This window comes from Streptomyces sp. NBC_01210 (genome assembly GCF_036010325.1).
Taxonomy (GTDB): Bacteria; Actinomycetota; Actinomycetes; order Streptomycetales; family Streptomycetaceae; genus Streptomyces.
This window is the reverse complement of record NZ_CP108549.1, coordinates 3,075,353-3,095,094: the sequence shown is the minus strand read 5'-3', so window position 1 is coordinate 3,095,094 and position 19,742 is coordinate 3,075,353. Positions and strand designations below refer to the sequence as shown.

The 19,742-nt window shown below is 70.1% G+C and carries 18 protein-coding genes; 10 read left to right on the top strand and 8 right to left on the bottom strand.

What is annotated here, in order from left to right; translation table 11 throughout:
- Window positions 1-21 precede the first annotated feature (21 nt).
- Complete coding sequence (locus OG735_RS14005) at window positions 22-999, bottom strand: metal ABC transporter substrate-binding protein (protein WP_327323503.1); 978 nt, start codon at window positions 997-999, stop codon at window positions 22-24.
- Between the two features lie 144 nt (window positions 1,000-1,143).
- Here OG735_RS14005 and OG735_RS14000 point away from each other — a divergent pair, with 144 nt between their 5' ends.
- A complete protein-coding gene (locus OG735_RS14000) occupies window positions 1,144-2,526 on the top strand; it encodes a glycine--tRNA ligase (RefSeq protein WP_327323502.1) in 1,383 nt (460 codons plus the stop codon).
- On the opposite strand, the gene OG735_RS13995 is transcribed toward OG735_RS14000, so the two are convergent.
- Window positions 2,496-2,963: a hypothetical protein gene (locus tag OG735_RS13995; protein WP_327323501.1), complete on the bottom strand. Its 468-nt coding sequence runs from the start codon at window positions 2,961-2,963 to the stop codon at window positions 2,496-2,498. The genes OG735_RS14000 and OG735_RS13995 overlap by 31 nt on opposite strands.
- Window positions 2,964-3,140: 177 nt before the next feature.
- Here OG735_RS13995 and OG735_RS13990 point away from each other — a divergent pair, with 177 nt between their 5' ends.
- From OG735_RS13990 to OG735_RS13975, 4 genes are all read left to right on the top strand, one after another.
- On the top strand, window positions 3,141-4,349 hold the full coding sequence (locus OG735_RS13990; protein WP_327323500.1) for a sensor histidine kinase: 1,209 nt from the start codon (window positions 3,141-3,143) through the stop codon (window positions 4,347-4,349).
- Window positions 4,337-4,984 carry a response regulator transcription factor gene (locus tag OG735_RS13985; RefSeq protein ID WP_327323499.1) on the top strand — a complete coding sequence of 216 codons (648 nt, stop codon included), beginning with the start codon at window positions 4,337-4,339 and terminating at the stop codon, window positions 4,982-4,984. The genes OG735_RS13990 and OG735_RS13985 overlap by 13 nt, the downstream gene beginning before the upstream one ends.
- 98 nt (window positions 4,985-5,082) lie before the next feature.
- Entirely contained in the window at window positions 5,083-5,286 is a 204-nt protein-coding gene (locus OG735_RS13980) for a hypothetical protein (protein WP_327323498.1), read from the top strand.
- 195 nt (window positions 5,287-5,481) lie between these two features.
- On the top strand, window positions 5,482-5,682 hold the full coding sequence (locus tag OG735_RS13975; protein WP_327323497.1) for a DUF6243 family protein: 201 nt from the start codon (window positions 5,482-5,484) through the stop codon (window positions 5,680-5,682).
- Between the two features lie 112 nt (window positions 5,683-5,794).
- On the opposite strand, the gene OG735_RS13970 is transcribed toward OG735_RS13975, so the two are convergent.
- Complete coding sequence (locus OG735_RS13970; protein ID WP_327323496.1) at window positions 5,795-7,231, bottom strand: MFS transporter; 1,437 nt, start codon at window positions 7,229-7,231, stop codon at window positions 5,795-5,797.
- A gap of 101 nt (window positions 7,232-7,332) precedes the next feature.
- Here OG735_RS13970 and OG735_RS13965 point away from each other — a divergent pair, with 101 nt between their 5' ends.
- Window positions 7,333-8,187, top strand: a complete 855-nt coding sequence (locus OG735_RS13965) for a helix-turn-helix transcriptional regulator (RefSeq protein WP_327323495.1) — start codon at window positions 7,333-7,335, stop codon at window positions 8,185-8,187.
- A gap of 63 nt (window positions 8,188-8,250) precedes the next feature.
- Here OG735_RS13965 and OG735_RS13960 read toward each other — a convergent pair whose 3' ends face one another.
- From OG735_RS13960 to OG735_RS13945, 4 genes are all read right to left on the bottom strand, one after another.
- Complete coding sequence (locus tag OG735_RS13960; RefSeq protein ID WP_327323494.1) at window positions 8,251-9,411, bottom strand: hypothetical protein; 1,161 nt, start codon at window positions 9,409-9,411, stop codon at window positions 8,251-8,253.
- A 30-nt stretch (window positions 9,412-9,441) separates the two neighbouring features.
- Entirely contained in the window at window positions 9,442-10,074 is a 633-nt protein-coding gene (locus tag OG735_RS13955; protein ID WP_327323493.1) for a dioxygenase family protein, read from the bottom strand.
- 237 nt (window positions 10,075-10,311) lie between these two features.
- Window positions 10,312-12,936 carry an ATP-binding protein gene (locus OG735_RS13950; protein ID WP_327323492.1) on the bottom strand — a complete coding sequence of 875 codons (2,625 nt, stop codon included), beginning with the start codon at window positions 12,934-12,936 and terminating at the stop codon, window positions 10,312-10,314.
- A 95-nt stretch (window positions 12,937-13,031) separates the two neighbouring features.
- The gene (locus OG735_RS13945; RefSeq protein ID WP_327323491.1) at window positions 13,032-14,489 is read right to left on the bottom strand and encodes an MFS transporter; all 1,458 of its coding nucleotides are present in this window, start codon (window positions 14,487-14,489) and stop codon (window positions 13,032-13,034) included.
- 52 nt (window positions 14,490-14,541) lie between these two features.
- Between OG735_RS13945 and dusB the strand changes: the two genes are divergently transcribed.
- Window positions 14,542-15,714: a tRNA dihydrouridine synthase DusB gene (dusB, locus tag OG735_RS13940; RefSeq protein ID WP_327323490.1), complete on the top strand. Its 1,173-nt coding sequence runs from the start codon at window positions 14,542-14,544 to the stop codon at window positions 15,712-15,714.
- A gap of 26 nt (window positions 15,715-15,740) precedes the next feature.
- Here the strand turns inward: dusB and OG735_RS13935 are convergent, their stop codons facing one another.
- Window positions 15,741-16,505, bottom strand: a complete 765-nt coding sequence (locus tag OG735_RS13935; RefSeq protein ID WP_327323489.1) for a GntR family transcriptional regulator — start codon at window positions 16,503-16,505, stop codon at window positions 15,741-15,743.
- 273 nt (window positions 16,506-16,778) lie between these two features.
- Here OG735_RS13935 and OG735_RS13930 point away from each other — a divergent pair, with 273 nt between their 5' ends.
- From OG735_RS13930 to OG735_RS13920, 3 genes are read left to right on the top strand one after another with little or no spacing between them, the layout of a single operon-like run.
- The gene (locus OG735_RS13930) at window positions 16,779-17,924 is read left to right on the top strand and encodes an ABC transporter substrate-binding protein (protein WP_327323488.1); all 1,146 of its coding nucleotides are present in this window, start codon (window positions 16,779-16,781) and stop codon (window positions 17,922-17,924) included.
- The gene (locus tag OG735_RS13925) at window positions 17,924-18,820 is read left to right on the top strand and encodes an ABC transporter permease (RefSeq protein ID WP_327323487.1); all 897 of its coding nucleotides are present in this window, start codon (window positions 17,924-17,926) and stop codon (window positions 18,818-18,820) included. The genes OG735_RS13930 and OG735_RS13925 overlap by 1 nt, the downstream gene beginning before the upstream one ends.
- Window positions 18,808-19,740 (top strand): ABC transporter permease, encoded by a 933-nt coding sequence (locus OG735_RS13920; protein ID WP_327323486.1) that lies wholly within the window; start codon window positions 18,808-18,810, stop codon window positions 19,738-19,740. Before OG735_RS13925 ends, OG735_RS13920 begins: the two co-directional genes overlap by 13 nt.
- The last annotated feature ends 2 nt before the right edge of the window (window positions 19,741-19,742 follow it).

Here is a 19,742-nt window from a genome sequence, read left to right as displayed (position 1 = left end):
GTGTGTGCGTACCGATCGATGTCACTTCGCGCCGAGAGCTTTCTGCAGCGCGGCGAGGTTGGACTGCATCACCTCGATGTAGTCAGCGCCCTTGGACTTGTCCGTAATTCCTTCGAGCGGGTCGAGGACGTCCGTCTTCAGTCCGGCGTCCTTGGCGAGGGTCTTGGCGGTCTTGTCGCTGGCGAGCGTCTCGAAGAAGACCGTGGTGACCTTGTCCTTCTTCGCGATGGCCTGGAGGTCCTTGATACGGGCCGGGCTGGGCTCGGACTCGGGGTCGAGGCCCGCGATGCCCTCCTGGTCCAGGCCGTAGCGCTCGGCGAGGTAGCCGAAGGCGGAGTGGGTGGTGAAAAAGGTCTTGGTTGCCGTGTTCTTCAGGCCCTGCTGGTACGTGCGGTTCAGCCCGTCGAGCTTCGTGACCAGTGCGTCGGTGTTCTTCCGGTAGTCCGCGGCGTGGTCCGGGTCGGCCTTCTCGAGGGACTTTCCGACGCCCTTGGCGACCTCGGCGTACTTCACCGGGTCGAGCCAGATGTGCGGGTCGGCACCCGCCTCGCCCTCGCCCGCATGCCCGTGCTCGTCGTGGCCGGCCGCTTCGCCCTCGTGGCTGTGGCCGCCCTCGGTGCCGTGGTGCTCGAGCTTGGTGAGACCGGCGGCGTCGACCTTGTTCTTCGCCTCGGACTGGGCGATGGCCTTGTCGACGGCGGGCTGGATGCCCTTGAGGTAGAGGATGAAGCCCGCCTCGTTCAGCTCGGCGGTCTGGCGGGGCTTGAGCTCCAGCTCATGCGGCTCGACGCCCGGCTTGGTGAGGGTCGAGACGGAGACATGGTCGCCGCCGATCTCCTCGGCGAGGTACTGCATCGGATAGAACGACGCCACCACCTTCAGCTTGCCGCCGCTGCTGCCGTCGGCGGCATTGGAGCTGGAGCAGGCGGAGACGGTCATGAGACCGAGGGCGACGGCTCCGGCGGCGGCAGTGGTGGGTATGAGGCGGCGTACGTTCATGACAGTCATTTTCAACAAAACTGGAAACGATTGTCAACAAAGCTGCTGAGCCCCCCGTACCCGGAACCGATTTGATCCAGGGGGTGCGGCCGCCGGTAACCTGAAGCATTCGCCGTTCGTCGTCGTCGTAATGAAGAGAGCACCGTGGCCGCCGACAAGATCGACACCATCGTCAACCTGAGCAAGCGCCGTGGCTTCGTCTACCCGTGCAGCGAGATCTACGGTGGTCAGCGCGCCGCCTGGGACTACGGGCCGCTGGGTGTCGAGCTGAAGGAGAACATCAAGCGCCAGTGGTGGCGCTACATGGTCACCTCGCGCGAGGACGTCGTCGGTATCGACTCGTCGGTGATCCTGGCCAGCGAGGTCTGGGAGGCCTCCGGTCACGTCGCCACCTTCACCGACCCGCTCACCGAGTGCACCTCCTGTCACAAGCGCTTCCGCGCGGACCATCTGGAAGAGGCGTACGAGGAGAAGCACGGCAAGGCCCCCGAGCACGGCCTCGCCGACCTCAACTGCCCCAACTGCGGCAACAAGGGCACCTTCACCGAGCCCAAGAGCTTCTCCGGCCTGCTCTCCACGCACCTCGGCCCGACGCAGGACTCCGGCTCGGTCGCCTACCTGCGCCCCGAGACCGCGCAGGGCATCTTCACCAACTTCGGCCAGGTGCAGCAGACCTCGCGCAAGAAGCCGCCGTTCGGCATCGCGCAGATGGGCAAGTCCTTCCGGAACGAGATCACTCCCGGCAACTTCATCTTCCGCACCCGCGAGTTCGAGCAGATGGAGATGGAGTTCTTCGTCAAGCCCGGTGAGGACGAGCAGTGGCAGGAATACTGGATGGAGCAGCGCTGGAACTGGTACCGCGACCTTGGTCTCCGTGAGGAGAACATGCGCTGGTACGAGCACCCGGCCGAGAAGCTCTCCCACTACTCCAAGCGCACCGCCGACATCGAGTACCGCTTCAGCTTCGGCGGCAGCGAGTGGGGCGAGCTCGAGGGCGTCGCCAACCGCACCGACTACGACCTCTCCGCGCACTCCAAGGCCTCCGGCCACGACCTGTCGTACTTCGACCAGGAAGCCGGCGAGCGCTGGACCCCGTACGTCATCGAGCCCGCCGCCGGTGTCGGCCGCGCCATGCTCGCCTTCCTCCTCGACGCGTACAACGAGGACGAGGCACCCAACGCCAAGGGCGTCATGGAGAAGCGCGCCGTGATGCGCCTCGACCCGCGCCTCGCGCCGGTCAAGGTCGCCGTGCTGCCGCTCTCCCGCAACCCGCAGCTGTCGCCGAAGGCCAAGGGCCTCGCCACCGACCTGCGCAAGAACTGGAACATCGAGTTCGACGACGCCGGCGCCATCGGCCGCCGCTACCGCCGCCAGGACGAGATCGGCACGCCGTACTGCGTCACCGTCGACTTCGACACCCTCGACGACAACGCGGTCACCGTGCGCGAGCGCGACACCATGAAGCAGGAGCGCGTCTCCCTGGACCAGATCCAGGGCTACCTGGGCAGCCGCCTGCTCGGCTGCTGACCGCTCGCTGACGTTCGAGGGCCGGCCGGGCCAGGAGCCCGGCCGGCCCTCGCATGTGTCCGTACGGCAAGGTCCACGCACAGGGCCGCCAGCGGCAGCTCCGCACACACCGCCATCGCCACCGCCTGCGCCAGCTCGGCGCCCGGCGCCGACGTCAGCAGGTCCGCACAGGCATCGGCCACCAGCAGCAGCGCGGCACCGGCCGCCGCCGCCCGATGGCCGCCCTCACCCCGTACGAGCCGACTGCCCGCCGTCAGCAGACAGGCCGCCTCCAGAGCATCCAGCGCCACCCATGCCGCCGCTTCGCCCGGCGGAAGCGTCGCCGCCAGAAAGCCCGTCCAGGGCAGCAGAGCCAGTCCCGCACCGGTCAGCAACCGGCCCTGCCACCTGGGCAACCGGGCAGTGGCGACAGGGGAGTTGAAGGCAATGAGAGCCATGGAGCGCGCCTCTTTCGGCAGTCACGAACCCGGCCTTCGGGCTCGTGATCAACACTCCTGTTCCATGTCGTCACAGTCAGTAACACTGCTTACCGACTTGGGGTGGCACCAGTTGCACCCCGGAACCGGCAACAGGCTTCATGGCGGCCGGACATGCCCACCACATACGGTTTGATCATGACCATCCCGCCCCGGCTCCGCCGCTCCCTCACCCGGCTGCGGCGCGACATGTCCTTCATCGCCTCCGGGATGCTCCTGCACCTCGTCACAGCACCGTTGTTCCTCTGGACCGCGAGACTGGCCGTCGCAACCTTCAGCGGCACCTCCTCCGACGCCCCGGTGATCCTTCCCATTCCCGTCGTCCTGATCGCCATCGCCGGATTCGGCCTCACCGAGGCCCACCGATGGCGCTATCGCGAACTGTGCGGTGTGGACCTGCCCCGGATCCGATTCGCCGTGGCGAGACGGCAGTTCGCGTACAACTTCCTCGCCGGGCCCTGCCTCGGGATACTCGAACTGCTCGTCCTCGCGCTCCTGGTGGCCGGCGCGGCCGCCACCACCATCTACGCCTGGATCATGCTGCCGGCGGACTGGCGGATCGGACACCCCGGCTACACCACCCAGGCCGCCTACGTCATGGCCGCCGGCGTAGTCGCACTGGCCGCCGTGCCGAGCCTCGCCGGAGCCCTGGTACGGCTGGAGAACCGCATCGCCCCCGCCCTCCTCAGGGACACCCGGGCCGCGGAACTCGAGCAGCGCGTCGAAGACCTCACCGAAAGCCGGGCCGGAGCGGTCGACGCCGCCCACGCCGAACGCCGCCGCATCGAACGCGATCTCCACGACGGCGCCCAGCAACGGCTCGTATCACTGGCACTGAACCTCGGGATCGCCAAAGTGACACTCAAGGACCTGCCGCCCGAGGTGCGGCAAGTGATCGACGACGCACACCGCGAAGCCAAGGAGTCGATCGAGGAACTCAGCCATCTCGTGCGCGGCCTCCACCCGTCCGTACTCGATGAACTCGGCCTCGACGCAGCCCTCTCCGGCCTGGCCGCCCGCGCGCCACTGCCCGTACGGCTACGGGTCGACCTGCCGCAGCGAGCCGCCCCCGCCGTCGAAGCAGTCGCCTACTTCGTCGCCTCCGAGGCACTCACCAACATCGCCAAGCACGCGCACGCGACCCGTGCCGATGTGACCGTGTCCCGACTTGGCGAGATACTGCGGGTGGTCATCGCCGACGACGGCGCGGGCGGCGCCGATCCGGCCGGCGGCACCGGTCTCAAAGGACTCGCCCAACGCGTGGGGTCCGTCGACGGGACCTTCCGCATGAGCAGCCCCACCGGGGGCCCGACCGTCATGACTGTGGAGCTGCCGTGCGCGCTGTGATCGCCGAGGATTCCGTCCTGCTCAGGGTCGGCGTGGTCAAGATCCTCGAGATGGCCGGATTCGAGGTCGTCGCGGAAACCGGCGACGCCGAAGGGCTGTTGGCCGCGGTCGGGGAACACCGCCCCGACATAGCCGTCGTCGATGTCCGGATGCCGCCCGGCTTCACCGACGAAGGCGTACGGGCCGCACTCCGGCTCAGACAGCAGTGGCCGGACACCGCCGTCCTGATGCTGTCGCAGTATGTGGAGGAGCGGTACGCCGCCGAGCTCATCGCCGCCAACACCAGCGGCATCGGCTACCTCCTCAAACAACGCGTAGCGGACGTCGAGGAGTTCATCGAAGTGCTGCGACGGGTCGCCGAGGGCGGAACCGCCCTCGACCCGCAGGTCGTCGCACAGCTCCTGGTGCGGCGGCAGAGCGATCCGCTGGAGCGGCTGACCGAGCGCGAACGGGACGTGCTCGCGCTGATGGCGGAGGGCCGCTCCAACGCCGGAATCGCCGACCGGCTGGTGATCAGCGAAAGTGCCGTCGCGAAACACATCAACAGCATCCTCGCCAAACTCGACCTGCCGCGCGTCGGCGCGGATCACCGCAGGGTGCTGGCGGTACTCCGCTTCCTGGAAGGTGGCGCCTGAGCGCCCGGCGGGCGACGTCTGGAGCAACAGCTCGACAAGGTGCTGCCGTTGATGTTGAACGTGCTGCACACTGGGCGCACTCATCACCAGGAGGAACGATGCCGTCATTGACCACAAGCAAGGTCAGCAGATGGGATCAGCACGGCCGTGAGCATGTCGTGCACGTACAGAAATCAGGCTTGCAGCGGACGCTGACCTGCGACACCTGTGGCTGGCGCAAGGGGGCGCAGTTTCTGCCCTGGCTCAAAGCCGAGGAACACCTCGTCGAGGCACACCAGGCGACGGTGGACCCGAGCGCCTGATGATCTTCCGCAGCTGCTCGACCAGTTCGCCCGCGCGGCCCGCGCGAACAATCCAGGTGTCCCCACTGTCCCCGGCGGGGTACCGTGGCCCGCATGTATGCGTATCTCCCGATCTACGAGTGAGAGGGCGGCGGTCGACTCCCGCCCCCGTCTGACGATTCCCCAGTCACTTCTCACCACAAATGGGAGAACCCCATGGCCAAGAGCCGGAACAACCTCCTCGGCGTGGGCGGACAGCGCAAGAAGCTGTCGCGCGCCGACCAGCAGGGCAACGGTCCCGCGCGCAACGCCGATCGCAAGGCGGCCGCCGACCAGAAGCAGGAGCTGGTGCGCAAGATGCGCGAGCGTGCCGAGGGCGGCAGCACGCCCGAAGAGCCGCAGGAGAACCAGGCCTGATCACAACCGTGGGCCCGGACCGCGTGGTGCGGTCCGGGCCCACGGTCATGTCCGGCGCAGCCCGGTTCACCGGTCGGTTCACCGGGTCGGTTCACCGGGTCGGTTCACCGGGTCAGTTCACCGTGCGCGGCAGGCGCAGGCTCAGCAGCGTCGTCAGCACGATCATCCCCAGCTGCACCAGCAGCGTGACCGTCAGCGCCTGACGCATCCCCGCAGACGTGACCAGCGAGAGGAAGAGCGAGCCCAGCGTGGCCACGCCCAGCGCCAGTGCGGACTGCTGGGTCGTCACCATCACGCCGCTGCCCACCCCGGCCCGCTCCGGCGGTATCTCGGAGAGCACGATCCGGAAGATGACCGGCAGTTGGAGCCCCTGGCCGAAGCCGGCGAGCGCGACGCCCGGCATCAGTTCCACGAAACCCAGATCCGGCCAGCCGCGCCAGACGGTCAGGGCCAGTACCGCGACGCCCACGGCCTGGAGCGCTCCGCCCGCCGGCACGATCCGGGTGCCGTACCGCACCACCAGCCGCGGTCCTGCCAGCGACGCCCCGAAGAAGGCCAGCGCCATCGGCACCAGCGCCATCCCGGCGGCCACGGCTCCCATCCCGAGGCCCTGCTGCAGCGCCACCGCGACCACGAACATGAAGCCGCCGAAGCCGATCGAGAACGGCAGTACCAGCGCAAGCCCGCGCCGCAGCGAGAGCAGTCCGAACAGGCTCGGCGGCACCAGCGGTGTACGCCCCTGCCGGTCCGCTCGCCGCTCCACCCGGTAGAAGGCCACCGCCGCGACCGGGAACACCGCCAGCGCGACCCATGTCCACAGCGGCCAGCCCGCATCCCGTCCCTCCGTCAGCGGCGCCAGCAGCGTCAGCAGGGCCACGGTCAGCAGCAGCGTGCCGGGTACGTCCACGGGCGCGGGGTTGGCGGAGCGTGTCTTCGGGACCGAGCGGGCCGCCAGTACCAGGCCGATCAGCGCCACCGGCACATTCACCAGGAAGATCGCCCGCCACCCGGTGCCTGCGATGTCGGCCGCGACGAGGACGCCGCCCAGGATCTGCCCGGCGACCATCGAAAGTCCGGCCGTGGCCCCGTACAGGCTCATCGCCCTGGCCCTGCGCGGGCCGGCCGTCGCTGCCTGGATCGTGGCCAGTACCTGCGGCACCATCAGCGCGGCAGCGGCGCCCTGGGCGACCCGTGCCCCGACCAGCGTCCAGGCGTCCGGCGCGAGACCGCACGCCAGGGAAGTCAGTCCGAAGGCGGCCATGCCGATCAGAAAGAGCCGACGGCGGCCGTACATGTCCCCGAGCCGTCCGCCGAGGACGAGCAGTACGGCGTACGAGAGCGCGTACCCGGCGACCACCAGTTCCAGCAGCGCCGTGCCCGCGGCCAGGTCGTGTTCGATGGTCGGCAGGGCGACATTGACGATGAAGAAGTCGATCAGCGGAAGCGCCGCGCCGAGCAGCACGGTGAACAGCCCGAGCGGGCCGAGCTGTGGCCCGGCGGCTTCGGCGGCGCCGACGGGATTCGAGGAAAGGACACTGGTCTCACTCACGTCATCGACGATCGTCCCCCGTGGAGCCTGGTACCAGAGTGTCTTTATCCTGGTACAAGCACTACCTGGCAATGGTCTGAGCGATTCGGCACCCTGGGAGCATGGCGACGATGGTGCAGGAGACCGACGTACGTAGGCATGAGCTCGCGGGCTTTCTGCGCAGCCGTCGCGAGCGGATCACGCCCGAGCAGGTCGGGCTGCCGCGCGGCCGTCGCCGGCGGACTCCCGGTCTGCGCCGCGAGGAGGTCGCGCATCTCTCCGCCGTGGGTGTCACCTGGTACACCTGGCTGGAGCAGGCCAGGGACATCCAGGTCTCCCCGCAGGTCCTCGACGCCATCGCCCGCGCGCTCCTCCTCGACCAGAGCGAGCGCAGCCATCTCTTCGCCCTGGCCGGCGCCGCCGATCCGGCGCCCGGCACGCCCTGCCCGACCGTCACGCCGGCCCTGCGGCAGCTGCTCGAGCAGCTCGAGCCGCTTCCCGCCTGCGTCATGAACAGCCGTTACGACATCCTGGCGTACAACCGCACGTACGGACGGCTGTTCTGCGACCTCGACTCCCTGCCGCGGGAGGACCGCAACTGCATGATCCTGGCCTTCACCAACGACGACTGGCGGGCGGCGGTATCCGATCTCGCGGACGCCACCCGGGTGCTCGCCGCGAAGTTCCGGGCGTCGATGGCCGAGCATCTCGCCGAGCCCGCGTGGAAGGCGCTGCTGGGGCGTCTTGAGACGTCCTCGCCGGAGTTCCGTGAGGTGTGGGCGCGCCATGAGGTGGTCAGCCAGGGCGGCAGGACCAAGCTGATCCGCAACGCCCATGTGGGCCTGCTGCACCTGGAGCACAACAATCTCTGGCTGGGCCCGACGGCCGGGCCCCGACTGGTCAGCTACACACCTCTCGACGACGAATCGCGCGAGCGCCTGGAGAAGCTCCAGGCGTTGGCGCTCGCCGCGGCCTGAGCATGTGGCACGGCCCGGGCCCGGACCGTGGTGCGTGGTCCGGGCCCGGGTTCGGTGTGCCGGTCAGCCCGTGAAGCGGGTCACCGCCGGAACCAGGTCGCCCTGTTTGGCGATGCCCACTGTCCACAGATCTGCGCTGCTCGGCACAGTGGTGAACCCTCGCACCACCACACCGGGGTCGGCGGCCTGCTTCCAACGGCGCTCCTGCGCGTCGAAGCGCAGGGCGACGGAGACAGCACCCTTGCCGCCGACCGCCCACAGCACGCCGTCCCCGGCCCTACCGACGGCCCGAAGCCGGCCGTCGGCGATCGCGGGTGTCTTGACGTCGGTCCACTTCTTGCCGTCCCAGTGCACCGCGTAGGGGAGGTCGCCTCCCTTGGACGTCGAACCGCCCACCGCCCATATGTCGTCGGCACCCAGTGCGGTGATGCCGCTGAGCCAGCGGTGCTCGTCCTTGGCTCCCGCGGGCGCGGCGACCCGCGTCCAGGAGGTGCCGTCCCAGTGCAGCAGCAGGGCCGTCTCCACGGTGCTGTCGGTGGCGAAGGACGTGCCCGCCGCCCAGATGTCGTCCGGTGCGACGGCGGTGAGGCTGGTCAGTTCGCCCTTGCCGACGTCGGGCAGGGTCTGCCGGCGCCAGGCCGTGCCGTCCCATGCCTGGATGGCGGGCACCCCGTTCTTGATGCCCTGCGGCACCGCGCGGCCGGCCGTCCAGGCCTTCCCGTCGGACGTCGTCACCACCGCGTCGGGTGTCAACCGGCCCGCGGGGTCGCGGTCGAGGTTGCGCGTGGTCCAGGAGGTGCCGTCCCAGTGGGCCGCCGTCGCGCCGACCGCCCAGATGTCACTGGCCGACCGTACGGCGAGCGCCTGCGGAAAGGTGTCCTTCGGCAGCGTCGACTGCTGCGTCCAGGAGGTGCCGTCCCAGTGCAGGGCCAGGGCCTCCAGCTCGGTGGCGCTCTTCAGCCGGTAGCCGACGGACCAGGCCTGCTTGTCGCTGAGCGCGGCCACGGCGGTGAGATCGCCCTTGGCCACCGGGACCGCGGTCGACTGCCACTGTCCGGCGACGCGCGCCGGTGCGGCCGCCACGTCCTTGGCGGCGGGGGCGGGGCCGGCCCAGACGGTGCCGGCGGCGATCAGGCCCCCGACCGCGACGGCGCCTGCGGCCAGCGCCGCCACCATCGGCGACCGACTGACTTTCCGGTGCCGGGATGACTTGCTCGTATGCATCACGGAAATCCTTGAGTGATCGGCGGTCGGCTACTTGGCCGTGGTCTGGATGACGAAGTCGAAGGCGCCGGTGTAGCGGCCGTCCTTCGGGCCCGCGAGCGTGATCGTGCAGGCCCGGTTGAGGAGCCGGTCCGCGGCGTTGAGCGCGGCGAAGTCCCGGCCGTACGCCTGGGTGTCGTCGGGGAAGTAGAGCTGCGTGATGACTACGGGCCCGCCGGGCGCCTGGACCTGGGTATGGATATGCGGCGCCCGCTGGCCCCATCGGCCCCAGTAGTCGCGGGGGATGATCGTGCGCAGCCGGAACGCGCCTCTGCTGTCGGTGTACTGGTGTCCGCGCAGCGAGAAGCCGGCGGTGTCGTAGTCGCCGTTCTGGTCGCACTGCCAGAACTCGATGAGCGACCCGGGCAGGGGCTTGCAGGCGGTGTCGTAGACGATGCCGCTCAGATCGAGCCGCACTCCGCGGATCGCGGGGGTGATGAAGTCCGTCCGCTCGGGGGACTGCGGCTTGAAGAGCGGGCCCTCCGTCGCCGCCGGGGTTTCGTGACCGTCGCAGGCAGGCGTGACGGCCAATGGGCGTCCCGCCGCGCGCGCCTTCTGCACCGTGCTCGCCGGTGCCGCCAGGGCGGCGCCGGCCCCGCTCGTCGCCACGAGGGCTGCGGTCATTCCCACCGAACTCGTTTTGATGAACGCCCTCCTCGAGCTCGTGTGTTCGCCGTCCGGATCGTGGTCGTGCCGCATCGCGTCTCCTTGCCGGATTTACTCGCCAGGCAGGGCATTCCGTGGGGGAAGGCCGTCGGGTAGCAGCTCCACGCCGTCGGGTCCTTGGAATGCCCTGTCCGCGTCAGCTTGGTCGCTGCGGCGGCCGCGCGGATCGATCGGATGACCGGCGGCTTGGCGGCGTTACGAAACCTCGCCGCGGCGCGGATCGCGCTCGGGAACAGCGCCGGGGCGCTGTTCCTTTCCGGCCACCCACAGCGCGATCTGCGTACGGGAGCGCATGCCCAGCTTGTCCCGCACGTTGTCGAGGTGGGTCGAGACGGTGCTTGCCGACAGATCCAGACGGGCGGCGACCTCGCGGTTGGTCAGTCCTTCGGCGACCAGCGCGGCCACCGTCATCTCCCGTCCCGTGAGCGGGGATTGCCCGTCTTCCCTGCGGACGGCCGGCATCGGTCCCTCGTCGGTCCCGTGCAGGGCGTACGCGATCAGCCGCTCCCAGCCCATCCCGCGTCCCTGGGCCACCGCAGCGTCCCGCCCCGCAGCGGGCAGCGCCGCCGCCGCGCGGGCCGTCGCCGACTCGACCTGCCGTCGCCACTCGGCCTCCGGCTCGGTGTCCAGCCGCCTGCGTGCCTGCGCAGCGGCCGCGAACAGCCGCAGCGACCGCTTCGTCTGGCCCCGTTCGGCCGCCACGACGGCAAGCCCCTCCAGCGGATACAGCGCGTGGAAGCTCTCGCCGGGTACCGTGCGCAGGCCCTCGGCGAACAGGTTCTGGGCCGCGGCGACATCGCCCAGGGCGAGCCGGATCGCGCCGGCGGTGTGCAGGGCGGCCGCCGACTGGCACCAGGGGGACTGTCCGCGCAGCTGCGGCAGGCAGGACGCCATCAGCTCGTCGCCCTCGGCCGCCTTGCCGATGTGCAGCAGCGCCCAGGCCAGATGGTGGCGGCACCATGCCGTGTCGCGGGGGCGGCCGAGTGCGGCGACGATGGCAAGACATTCCGCGAAGTCGTCGACGGCCTGCGCGAACTCGCCGCGGCACAGCAGCGCGGCAGCGCGTGCGTCCAGGGCGTTGGCGAGTCCGGCGGGGTCGTCTCTGCGCCGCTCGACGGCGACCGCCTGCTCGGCGAAGCGCAGCGCGGCCGCCTCGTCCACCTGCTGGCAGGCCGCGCGTGCGGCGAGCGCCAGGGCCGCACCGACGTGCCGGGAGTCCTGCCGGCCCCGCGATTCCCATGACTCCCGTGACTCCCGCGAGTCCTGCGATTCCTGGGAGTCCCGCGAGTCCTGCGGCTCGTAGTCGTGCTCCAGTACGTCCGCCAGCAGCGCGCGGGCAGCTGTCAGCTGCTCCTGCTGGAAGCGCACCCTCGCCAGTGCCAGCGTCAGCGGTACGTGCGGTGCGCCGCCGAGGCCGTTGGTGTGGGCGACAGCCGCCGCGAGGTTCTCCCGCTCCTCGGTCAGGGGGCCGCCCGCCTGGTCGACGAAGACCTGATCCGCGGCCGGCTCCATCAGCCCGGTCAGCCAGTCGACGGCCCGTTGCCAGGTGTCGGGCAGCTCACCGGAGTCGGCGAGGCGGTCCAGGGCGTAGGCGCGGATGGCGCTCAACTGCCGGAATCGCGCGGTGACTTCGGCCTCCGGGCCCGGCAGCCGTACGATCAGGGACTTGGCCTCCAGCGCGCACAGCACCCGCAGGACGTGCCGCGGTTGCATCTCGCCGTCGGCGCAGACCGCCGCCGCACCCACGGCGTCGAATCCGCCGACAAGGACGGAGAGACGGCGAAAGAGGGTCTGTTCCTCCGGATCCAGTAATCGATGGCTCCAGTCGATCGCGGCCGCCAGCTCGCGGTGGCGTCCGGGCCCGGTCCTGCTGCCGTCCGTGAGGAGGGTGAGCTGGTCGTCGAGGCCGGCCAGGATGTGGCTCAGCGGGAGGACTCCTGTACGGCGTGCCGCCAGCTCGATCGCCAGCGGCATTCCGTCGAGGCGGCGGCAGATCTCGGCCACGGTACGGGCGTTCCCTGTGTGCAGCTCGAATCCGGGTGCGCAGCTGCCGGCGCGCTCCACGAAGAGCCGGACGGCATCCGCCTGCAGTACGGCTGCCGGGTCGTCGTCCTCGCCGGCCGGCGACAGGGACAGTTCACCGACCCGGAACACCACTTCGCCGGGCACGCGCAGCACTTCCCGGCTGGTGGCGAGGATCCGCAGCCGGGGGCACCGGCCGAGCAGGGCCGCGGCCAGCTGTGCGCACGGCTCGGCGAGGTGCTCGCAGTTGTCCAGGACGAGCAGCGTCGGGCGGTCGCCGAGCTCATGGGCCAGCAGCGCGACACCTGTCCGGCCGCCGCGCTCGCCGACTCCCAGCGCGGCGGCCACGGCCTGCGGCAGCCGGTCGCCGTCGTGGAGCGAGTCGAGTTCGACCAGCAGGGCCTTGCTGTCGGCGCCGCCGCGCAGGCCGGTGGCGAACTCCATCGCCAGACGGGTCTTGCCGACTCCGCCCGGGCCGGTGAGGGTCAGCAGCCGCGAGGACTTCAACAGGGTGCGCAGCCGCGACAGTTCGCGCCTTCGGCCGATGAAGGAGTCCAGCGCCCGTGGCAGCTCCCCGCCCTCCGGCTGCGTGCGGTCCTGGTTATGGTCCCGGCCCGCGCTCCGGCCGTGCTCCTGGTCCTGAGCGTCCCGTGCCGAGCGCCGGCGGAAGGCGCGCTGTCTGCATGCGTCGGAGCAGTAACGGGCAGGCCGGCCGCCCGGTGCCGGCCCGCTCCCCTTGCGCCGCCCGCGGTCGGGCAGCTCGGTCCCGCACACCTCGCATGTTCGACTCGGGCTCATCCGTCGAATCCTTGCGGAACGAACGCTGTCGGACCACCGAGTCCGGCGAAGGGTGAGCCACGCCCCATGACGCCTGTGGCCAGGCTCGGAGAGAGCTATGCGTTCGCTGTGGACAGCACCTGGCCCCCCTCCGGAGCCTCCAGCCGCTCGGCCGTGCGCCGCGCCGTCTCCTGCGCCCAGCTGCCGCTGGTCAGCGCCCCCACCACGAGGATGCACAGCCCGCAGCCGGTGATGATCCACCAGGCTGGCCGGCTCGCGGCGACGAAGCCGTCCGCGTACGAGGTGGAGGAGGCGACCCCGGCCGCCAGTACGGCTCCGATGACGGCGACGCCGAGCGTCTGCCCGATCTGCCGGCTGGTGGAGGCGACGGCGGCGGCGACACCGGCCTGTGAGCGGGGCATTCCGGAGACGGCGGTGTTGGTGATCGGCGCGTTCACCATCCCGAAGCCGAGGCCGAAGAGGAAATAGCCGAAGAAGAGCAGCGCATCGGAGGTCTCGGCCTCGAAGACGGCGAACAGCACTCCGCTCGCGGCCATCGTGGGGCCCGCGATCAGCAGCGAGAGGCGCGGACCGCGGCTGCCGACCAGCCGTCCGGACAGCGGTGCGCAGATGAAGGTCATGGCGGCCATCGGCAGCATGTAGAGACCGGCGTCCATGGCGGACAGGCCGCGGACGTCCTGCAGATACAGAGTGTTGATGAAGAGGAAGCCGCCGAGCGAGGCGAAGGCGCACACGGCGATGACCGTGGCCCCGCTGAACGGGGCGCTGCGGAAGAAACGCAGATCGATCAGGGGCTCGGTGCGCCTCGGTTCGTACAGCAGCAGTCCGGTCAGCGCGAGGGCCGCGACCGTGCCGAGGGCAATGATCACCGGCGAGTGCCGGCCGGCCGACGGCGCCTCGATGATCGCGTACGTCACTGAGCCGAGGAGTGCGATGACCAGGAGCTGGCCGACGGGGTCGGGGCGGCGTGGTTTCGGGGCGCGGGACTCCGGTACGCAGCGCCAGGTCAGCAGGATGGCGGCGATGCCGACCGGCAGATTGACCCAGAAGATCGAGCGCCAGCCGACCGAGTCCACCAGGATTCCGCCGACGAGGGGCCCCGCGGCCATGGAGATGCCGACGACGCCGCCCCAGACGCCGATGGCGCGGGCACGTTCGCGCGGGTCGGTGAAGGTGTTGGTGATGATCGACATCGCGACCGGGTTGAGCATCGAGCCGCCGACGGCCTGCACCATGCGGAACGCGATGAGCGATTCGAGGTTGGGTGCGAGCGAGCACAGCAGCGAGCCGACGGTGAAGAGGACAAGCCCGGTCTGGAAGACCTTGCGCCGGCCGATCCGGTCGGCGGTGGAGCCGGAGAGCATCAGCAGGGAGGCGAGGACGAGGGTGTAGGCGTCGATCGTCCACTGCATCCCGGCGACAGAGGCGTGGAACTCCTTCTGAATCGAGGGCAGCGCGACATTGAGGATCGTGTTGTCGAGGCTGACGATCAGCAGGCTCATAGCGCAGATCGCCAGCACGAGCAGCCGCCGTCGGTGTGTGAGCTCGGGCATAAGCGGATAGTACGGCTGACTAAGGACTCCCGTCGTGAGCGACAATGGGCGAATGACCACGCTCGCCCCGTCCTCCTCGATGCTCACGATAGGCCCGCACGCCGTACAGCCCCCGGTAGTGCTCGCGCCGATGGCCGGCATCACCAATGCGCCGTTCCGCACGCTGTGCCGGGAGTTCTCCGGCGGCAAGGGGCTTTTCGTCAGCGAGATGATCACGACGCGGGCGCTGGTCGAGCGCAATGAGAAGACCATGCAGCTCATCCATTTCGACGTGAGTGAGACGCCGCGGTCCATTCAGCTGTACGGGGTGGATCCGGTGACCGTCGGCAAGGCGGTCCGCATGATCGCGGACGAGAACCTTGCCGACCACATCGACCTGAACTTCGGCTGCCCGGTCCCGAAGGTGACACGCAAGGGCGGCGGCTCCGCTCTTCCGTACAAGCGGCCGCTGCTGCGCGCGATCCTCAACGAGGCCGTGTCGAACGCGGGCGACCTGCCGGTCACGATGAAGATGCGCAAGGGCATCGACGACGACCACATCACCTATCTCGACGCGGGCCGGATCGCGGTCGAGGAGGGCGTGACGGCGATCGCGCTGCACGGGCGTACCGCGGCGCAGCACTACGGCGGTACGGCGGACTGGGACGCGATCGCCCGGCTGAAGGAGCATGTCCCGGAGATCCCGGTGCTCGGCAACGGCGACATCTGGTCGGCGGACGACGCGCTGCGGATGGTGCGGGAGACGGGCTGCGACGGGGTGGTCGTGGGCCGCGGGTGCCTGGGGCGGCCGTGGCTGTTCAGCGATCTGGTGGCGGCCTTCGAGGGTAAGGGCACCCCGGGCGGAGCCCTTGACGCAGGCAGCGCGGCGCCGACGCTCAAGGAGGTCACGGTCGTCATGCGGCGGCACGCCGAGCTGCTGGGGGAGTGGATCGGCGACGAGGCGCGTGGCGTGATCGACTTCCGTAAGCATGTGGCGTGGTACCTCAAGGGCTTCTCGGTCGGCTCGGAGCTGCGGAAGAAGCTGGCCATCACGTCGTCGCTGGCGGAGATGGACGCTCATCTGGCGGAGCTGGACCTGGACCAGCCGTGGCCGGTCGGTGCGGACGGGCCGCGGGGGCGCACGTCGGGGAACAACCGGGTGGTTCTGCCGGACGGCTGGCTGAAGGACCCGTACGACTGCGCGGGCGTCAGCGCGGATGCGGAACTGGACACGTCGGGCGGCTGACCGGGGCTCCGCCCGGACCCCGGTCCTCAATCGCCGGACGGGCTGGAAAGGTCGCCCGCATGCCGCGACAGCGGGGCCGTGTCCGCCGAGTTGCTCACGCTGAACGTCACACTCCCCGCCACATACCGGTCGTCCGTCCACTCGATGGGCCGGCCCGTCGCCGTGCACGTCAGATGGCGCTGCCGCAGCAGCGGGCTGCCCCGGCGGACCCGTAGCAACCGCGCGTCCACGCTGCCCGCCGCGACCGCGTCGATGAGGTGCTCGCCGTAGTGGGCCACGATGCCGTGCTGTCCGGCGATGCTGTTCATGATGGACACACAGTCCTCGGGCAGCTCCTCCACCGCGGGCGCCACCCACTCCGCGTAGGCGGTGCGCTCCAGCATGGCCGGTTCGCCGTCGAGCAGCCGCAGCCGCAGGACGTACAGGACCGCCGAACCGGCGGGGACGGAGAGCCGGGAGGCCTCGGCGGGGGTCGCGGGGCGGCGGGTGCGGGTCAGGATGCGGCTGGAGATCTCGTAGCCCATGCCCTCGGCCCACTGCGCGAAGCTGTTCAACTCGGCGAAGCTGTGGCGGCGTTCGTGGCGCAGCACGATCCTGCGCGCACCCTGCCGGGAGCCGATCAGGCCCTCTGAGGCCAGTACGGCGACGGCCTGCCGGACCGTCCCTCGTGAGGCGGACCAGCGGGCCGCGAGGTCGCTCTCCGAGGGGATTTGCGCCCCGACCGGGTACTCGCCGCCGAGGATCGACCGCCGTACCGCCTCCGCGATCTCCAGATAACGCGCCGTACCCACGCCAACGCCCTCCGTGCCTCGAACTGTGCGCAGTCGGTTGCGCTGTGTTCCGCTACCCGGCCCACCCTAACCGCGCCGGAGCGCCACTGTCTTCCGTCCCGTGGACCTGCTCCCACCGGCAAAAAACGGGGTCGGCTCTTCCGGTCGACGATCCACCACGGCCATGTGCCGTTCATGATCCGGACAGCTCCTCCGGGCGAACTGAACCCAGCTTGTTCAGACAAGTGCTTGCAGTGTCCATCAGTGTCCTTCACTTCGTCTCTGGGAGAGACCGTGTTCAGACCTTCCCGTCTCGGCGCCACCGCCCTGCTCGGCGCTGCCGCGCTCACCACCCTCACCGCCTGCGGTGCCGCACCCGACGGCGCTGCCGCCGGTGCCGCGGTGAAGGCGAACGCCAGCACCTCGGCCGCCGAGATCGGCGGAATGAAGGCGCTCGTCGCAGCCGCCGAGAAGGAGGGCAAGCTGAATGTCATCGCCCTCCCGGTGGACTGGGCGAACTACGGCGAGCTGATCAAGGCCTTCGAGGCCAAGTACAAGATCAAGGTCGACAGCGAGAACCCGGACGCCGCCAGCGCCGACGAGATCGCCGCCGTCAAGGCCCGCAAGGGCCAGAAGCGCGCCCCCGACGTCCTCGACCTGGGTATCGCCTTCGCCCGCAGCGGCGCCGCCGAGGGCCTGTTCGCCCCGTACAAGGTCGAGGCCTTCGACAAGATCCCCGCAGGCCAGAAGGACACCGAAGCCCGCTGGTACAACGACTACGGCGGCTATGTCTCCATCGGCTGCGACGCCAAGCGGATCAAGACCTGCCCGCAGACCTTCGCGGACCTGCTCAAGCCCGAGTACAAGGGCAAGGTCGCCCTGAACGGCAACCCGACCAAGTCCGGCTCCGCCTTCGGCGGCGTCTACGCGGCAGCCCTCGCCAACAAGGGCTCCTTCGCCGACATCCAGCCGGGCATCGACTTCTTCGCCAAGCTGAAGAAGAGCGGCAACTTCATCCCCGTCGAGTCCACCCCGGCCACGGTCGAGAAGGGCGAGACGCCCATCAGCATCGACTGGGACTACCTCAACGCCGGTTACGCCGACCAGTTCCGCGGCAAGGGCGTCGACTGGAAGGTCTCCGTACCGGGCGACGGCGTCTACGCCCAGTTCTACTCGCAGGCGATCAACAAGCAGGCTCCCAACCCGGCGGCCGCCCGCCTGTGGATGGAGTTCCTCTACAGCGCCGAGGGCCAGAACCTCTGGCTGAAGGGGTACGCCCGGCCGGTACTGCTGCCGGCCATGACCGCGGACGGCAGCGCCGACAAGGGCTCCGTCGCCAAGCTCCCCAAGGTCCAGGGCACCCCGTCCTTCCCGTCCTCCGCGGAGCTCGACAAGGCCAAGGCCGCCCTCGCCGAGAACTGGGACAAGGCCCTCTCCTGATGCCCGTACCCTCCCCGTCCCCCACCGGGCCCGCCGGCGGAACCCGCCGCCGGCGGCGCGGCCCCCGCACCTGGCTCGCCACGCTCCCGCTGCTCGTCTTCACGGGCCTGTGCTTCGGTCTCCCGGTCGCCGCGCTGCTGTACGGAGCGGTCACGGGCACCGACCCGGCGACCGGTGCCACCCGAATGACCGGCGAGCATCTGCAGCGCTCGCTGCAGGGGCCCTACCTCGGCTCCCTCGTCGGCAGCGTCCAGCTCTCCGCGCTCACCGCGGTGATCGGGTCGGTCGCCGGCGTGCTGATCGCGCAGGCCGTCGTGACGTCCCGGCGCACCTGGCTGCGCAGCGCTGCCCTCACGGCCTCCGGCGTCCTCGCCAACTTCGGCGGTGTGCCGCTCGCCTTCGCGTTCATCGCGACCGCAGGCATCTCCGGCGTGGTCACCCGGCTCGCGGATCTCGAGAGTCTCGGCTGGAACCTCTACTCCTTCACGGGGCTCGCCGTCGTCTATCTCTACTTTCTGACGCCGCTCATGGTGCTTGTGATCATCCCCGCGCTGGACGGACTGCGTCCCCAGTGGCGGGAGGCCGCACAGAACACCGGGGCGACCGGATGGCAGTTCTGGCGGCTGGTCGGGCTGCCGGTCCTCGCGCCGTCCCTGCTGGGCGGCTTCGTCCTGCTCTTCGGCAGCGCGTTCGCCGCGCATGCCACCGCCGCGGCTCTGGTCGGCGGCTCCGTACCGCTGGTCACCTTGAAGATCGCGGACGCGCTGTCCGGCAATGTGCTGGTCGGCCAGGAGAATGTGGCGCTCGCCCTGAGCCTCGACATGATCGTGATCGCCGGCCTGGTCATGGCGGTCTATCTGCCCCTCCAGCGACGGAGTGCCCGATGGCTGCGCTGACAACCACCGCCCAGGCCCCGCCGGCCGAGACCCGTCCCGCACCCGAGAAGGCCGGGGTCCGCAGGCGGCGTCGCCGGCCGCGCGTCTGGCGCGGGCTCGTCCTGGGCCTGGCCGGGCTCTACTTCCTCGTTCCGCTCCTCGCGTCGGTCGTCTTCACGGTGCACACTCCGGGCCGGGGCGTCTCCTTCGAGGCGTACACCGGGATCCTCGGCGCGGAGGGATTCACCGACAGCCTGCTGCTCTCGCTGGGCCTCGCCGCCGCGACCATCGCGCTCGTTCTGCTGCTGGCCGTGCCCGCGCTGGTCGCCGTGCGGCTGGGGGCGCCGCGGCTGCGGCCGGTCGTCGAAGTCGTGTGCATGCTGCCGCTGGTGGTGCCGCCGATCGCGCTGGTCACCGGGATCACCACGGTGCTGCGCTGGGGACCGGAACATCTGTCCCGTACACCGCTCTACCGGACCTTCATGGCGGTCCAGGACGAGAACTTCCCGCTTGTGCTCGTCCTCGCGTACACGGTGCTGGCGCTGCCGTTCGTGTACCGCTCCCTCGACGCGGGACTGCGCGCCATCGACGTACCGACGCTGGTGGAGGCCGCCCGCAACTGCGGTGCGAGCTGGGCGTACGTCATCCTCCGGGTCATCCTGCCCAATCTGCGCACCGCGCTCGCCGGGGCCGCCTTCCTCACTCTGGCGCTGGTGCTCGGCGAGTTCACCATCGCCGCGCTGCTCGGCTACCAGCCCTTCGCGGTGTGGATCGTCACGGTCTCCGGAGCGCAGGCACGGATGTCGGTGGCCGTGTCCGTCCTCAGTCTTCTGATCACCTGGGCGCTGCTGCTGCTCCTCTCCCGCGCGGGGAACGGCACCCGGCCCGCGAAGAGCGCCGCCACCCTGGCCGCCGCGCCCTCCTCCAACAAGGACCAGTAACC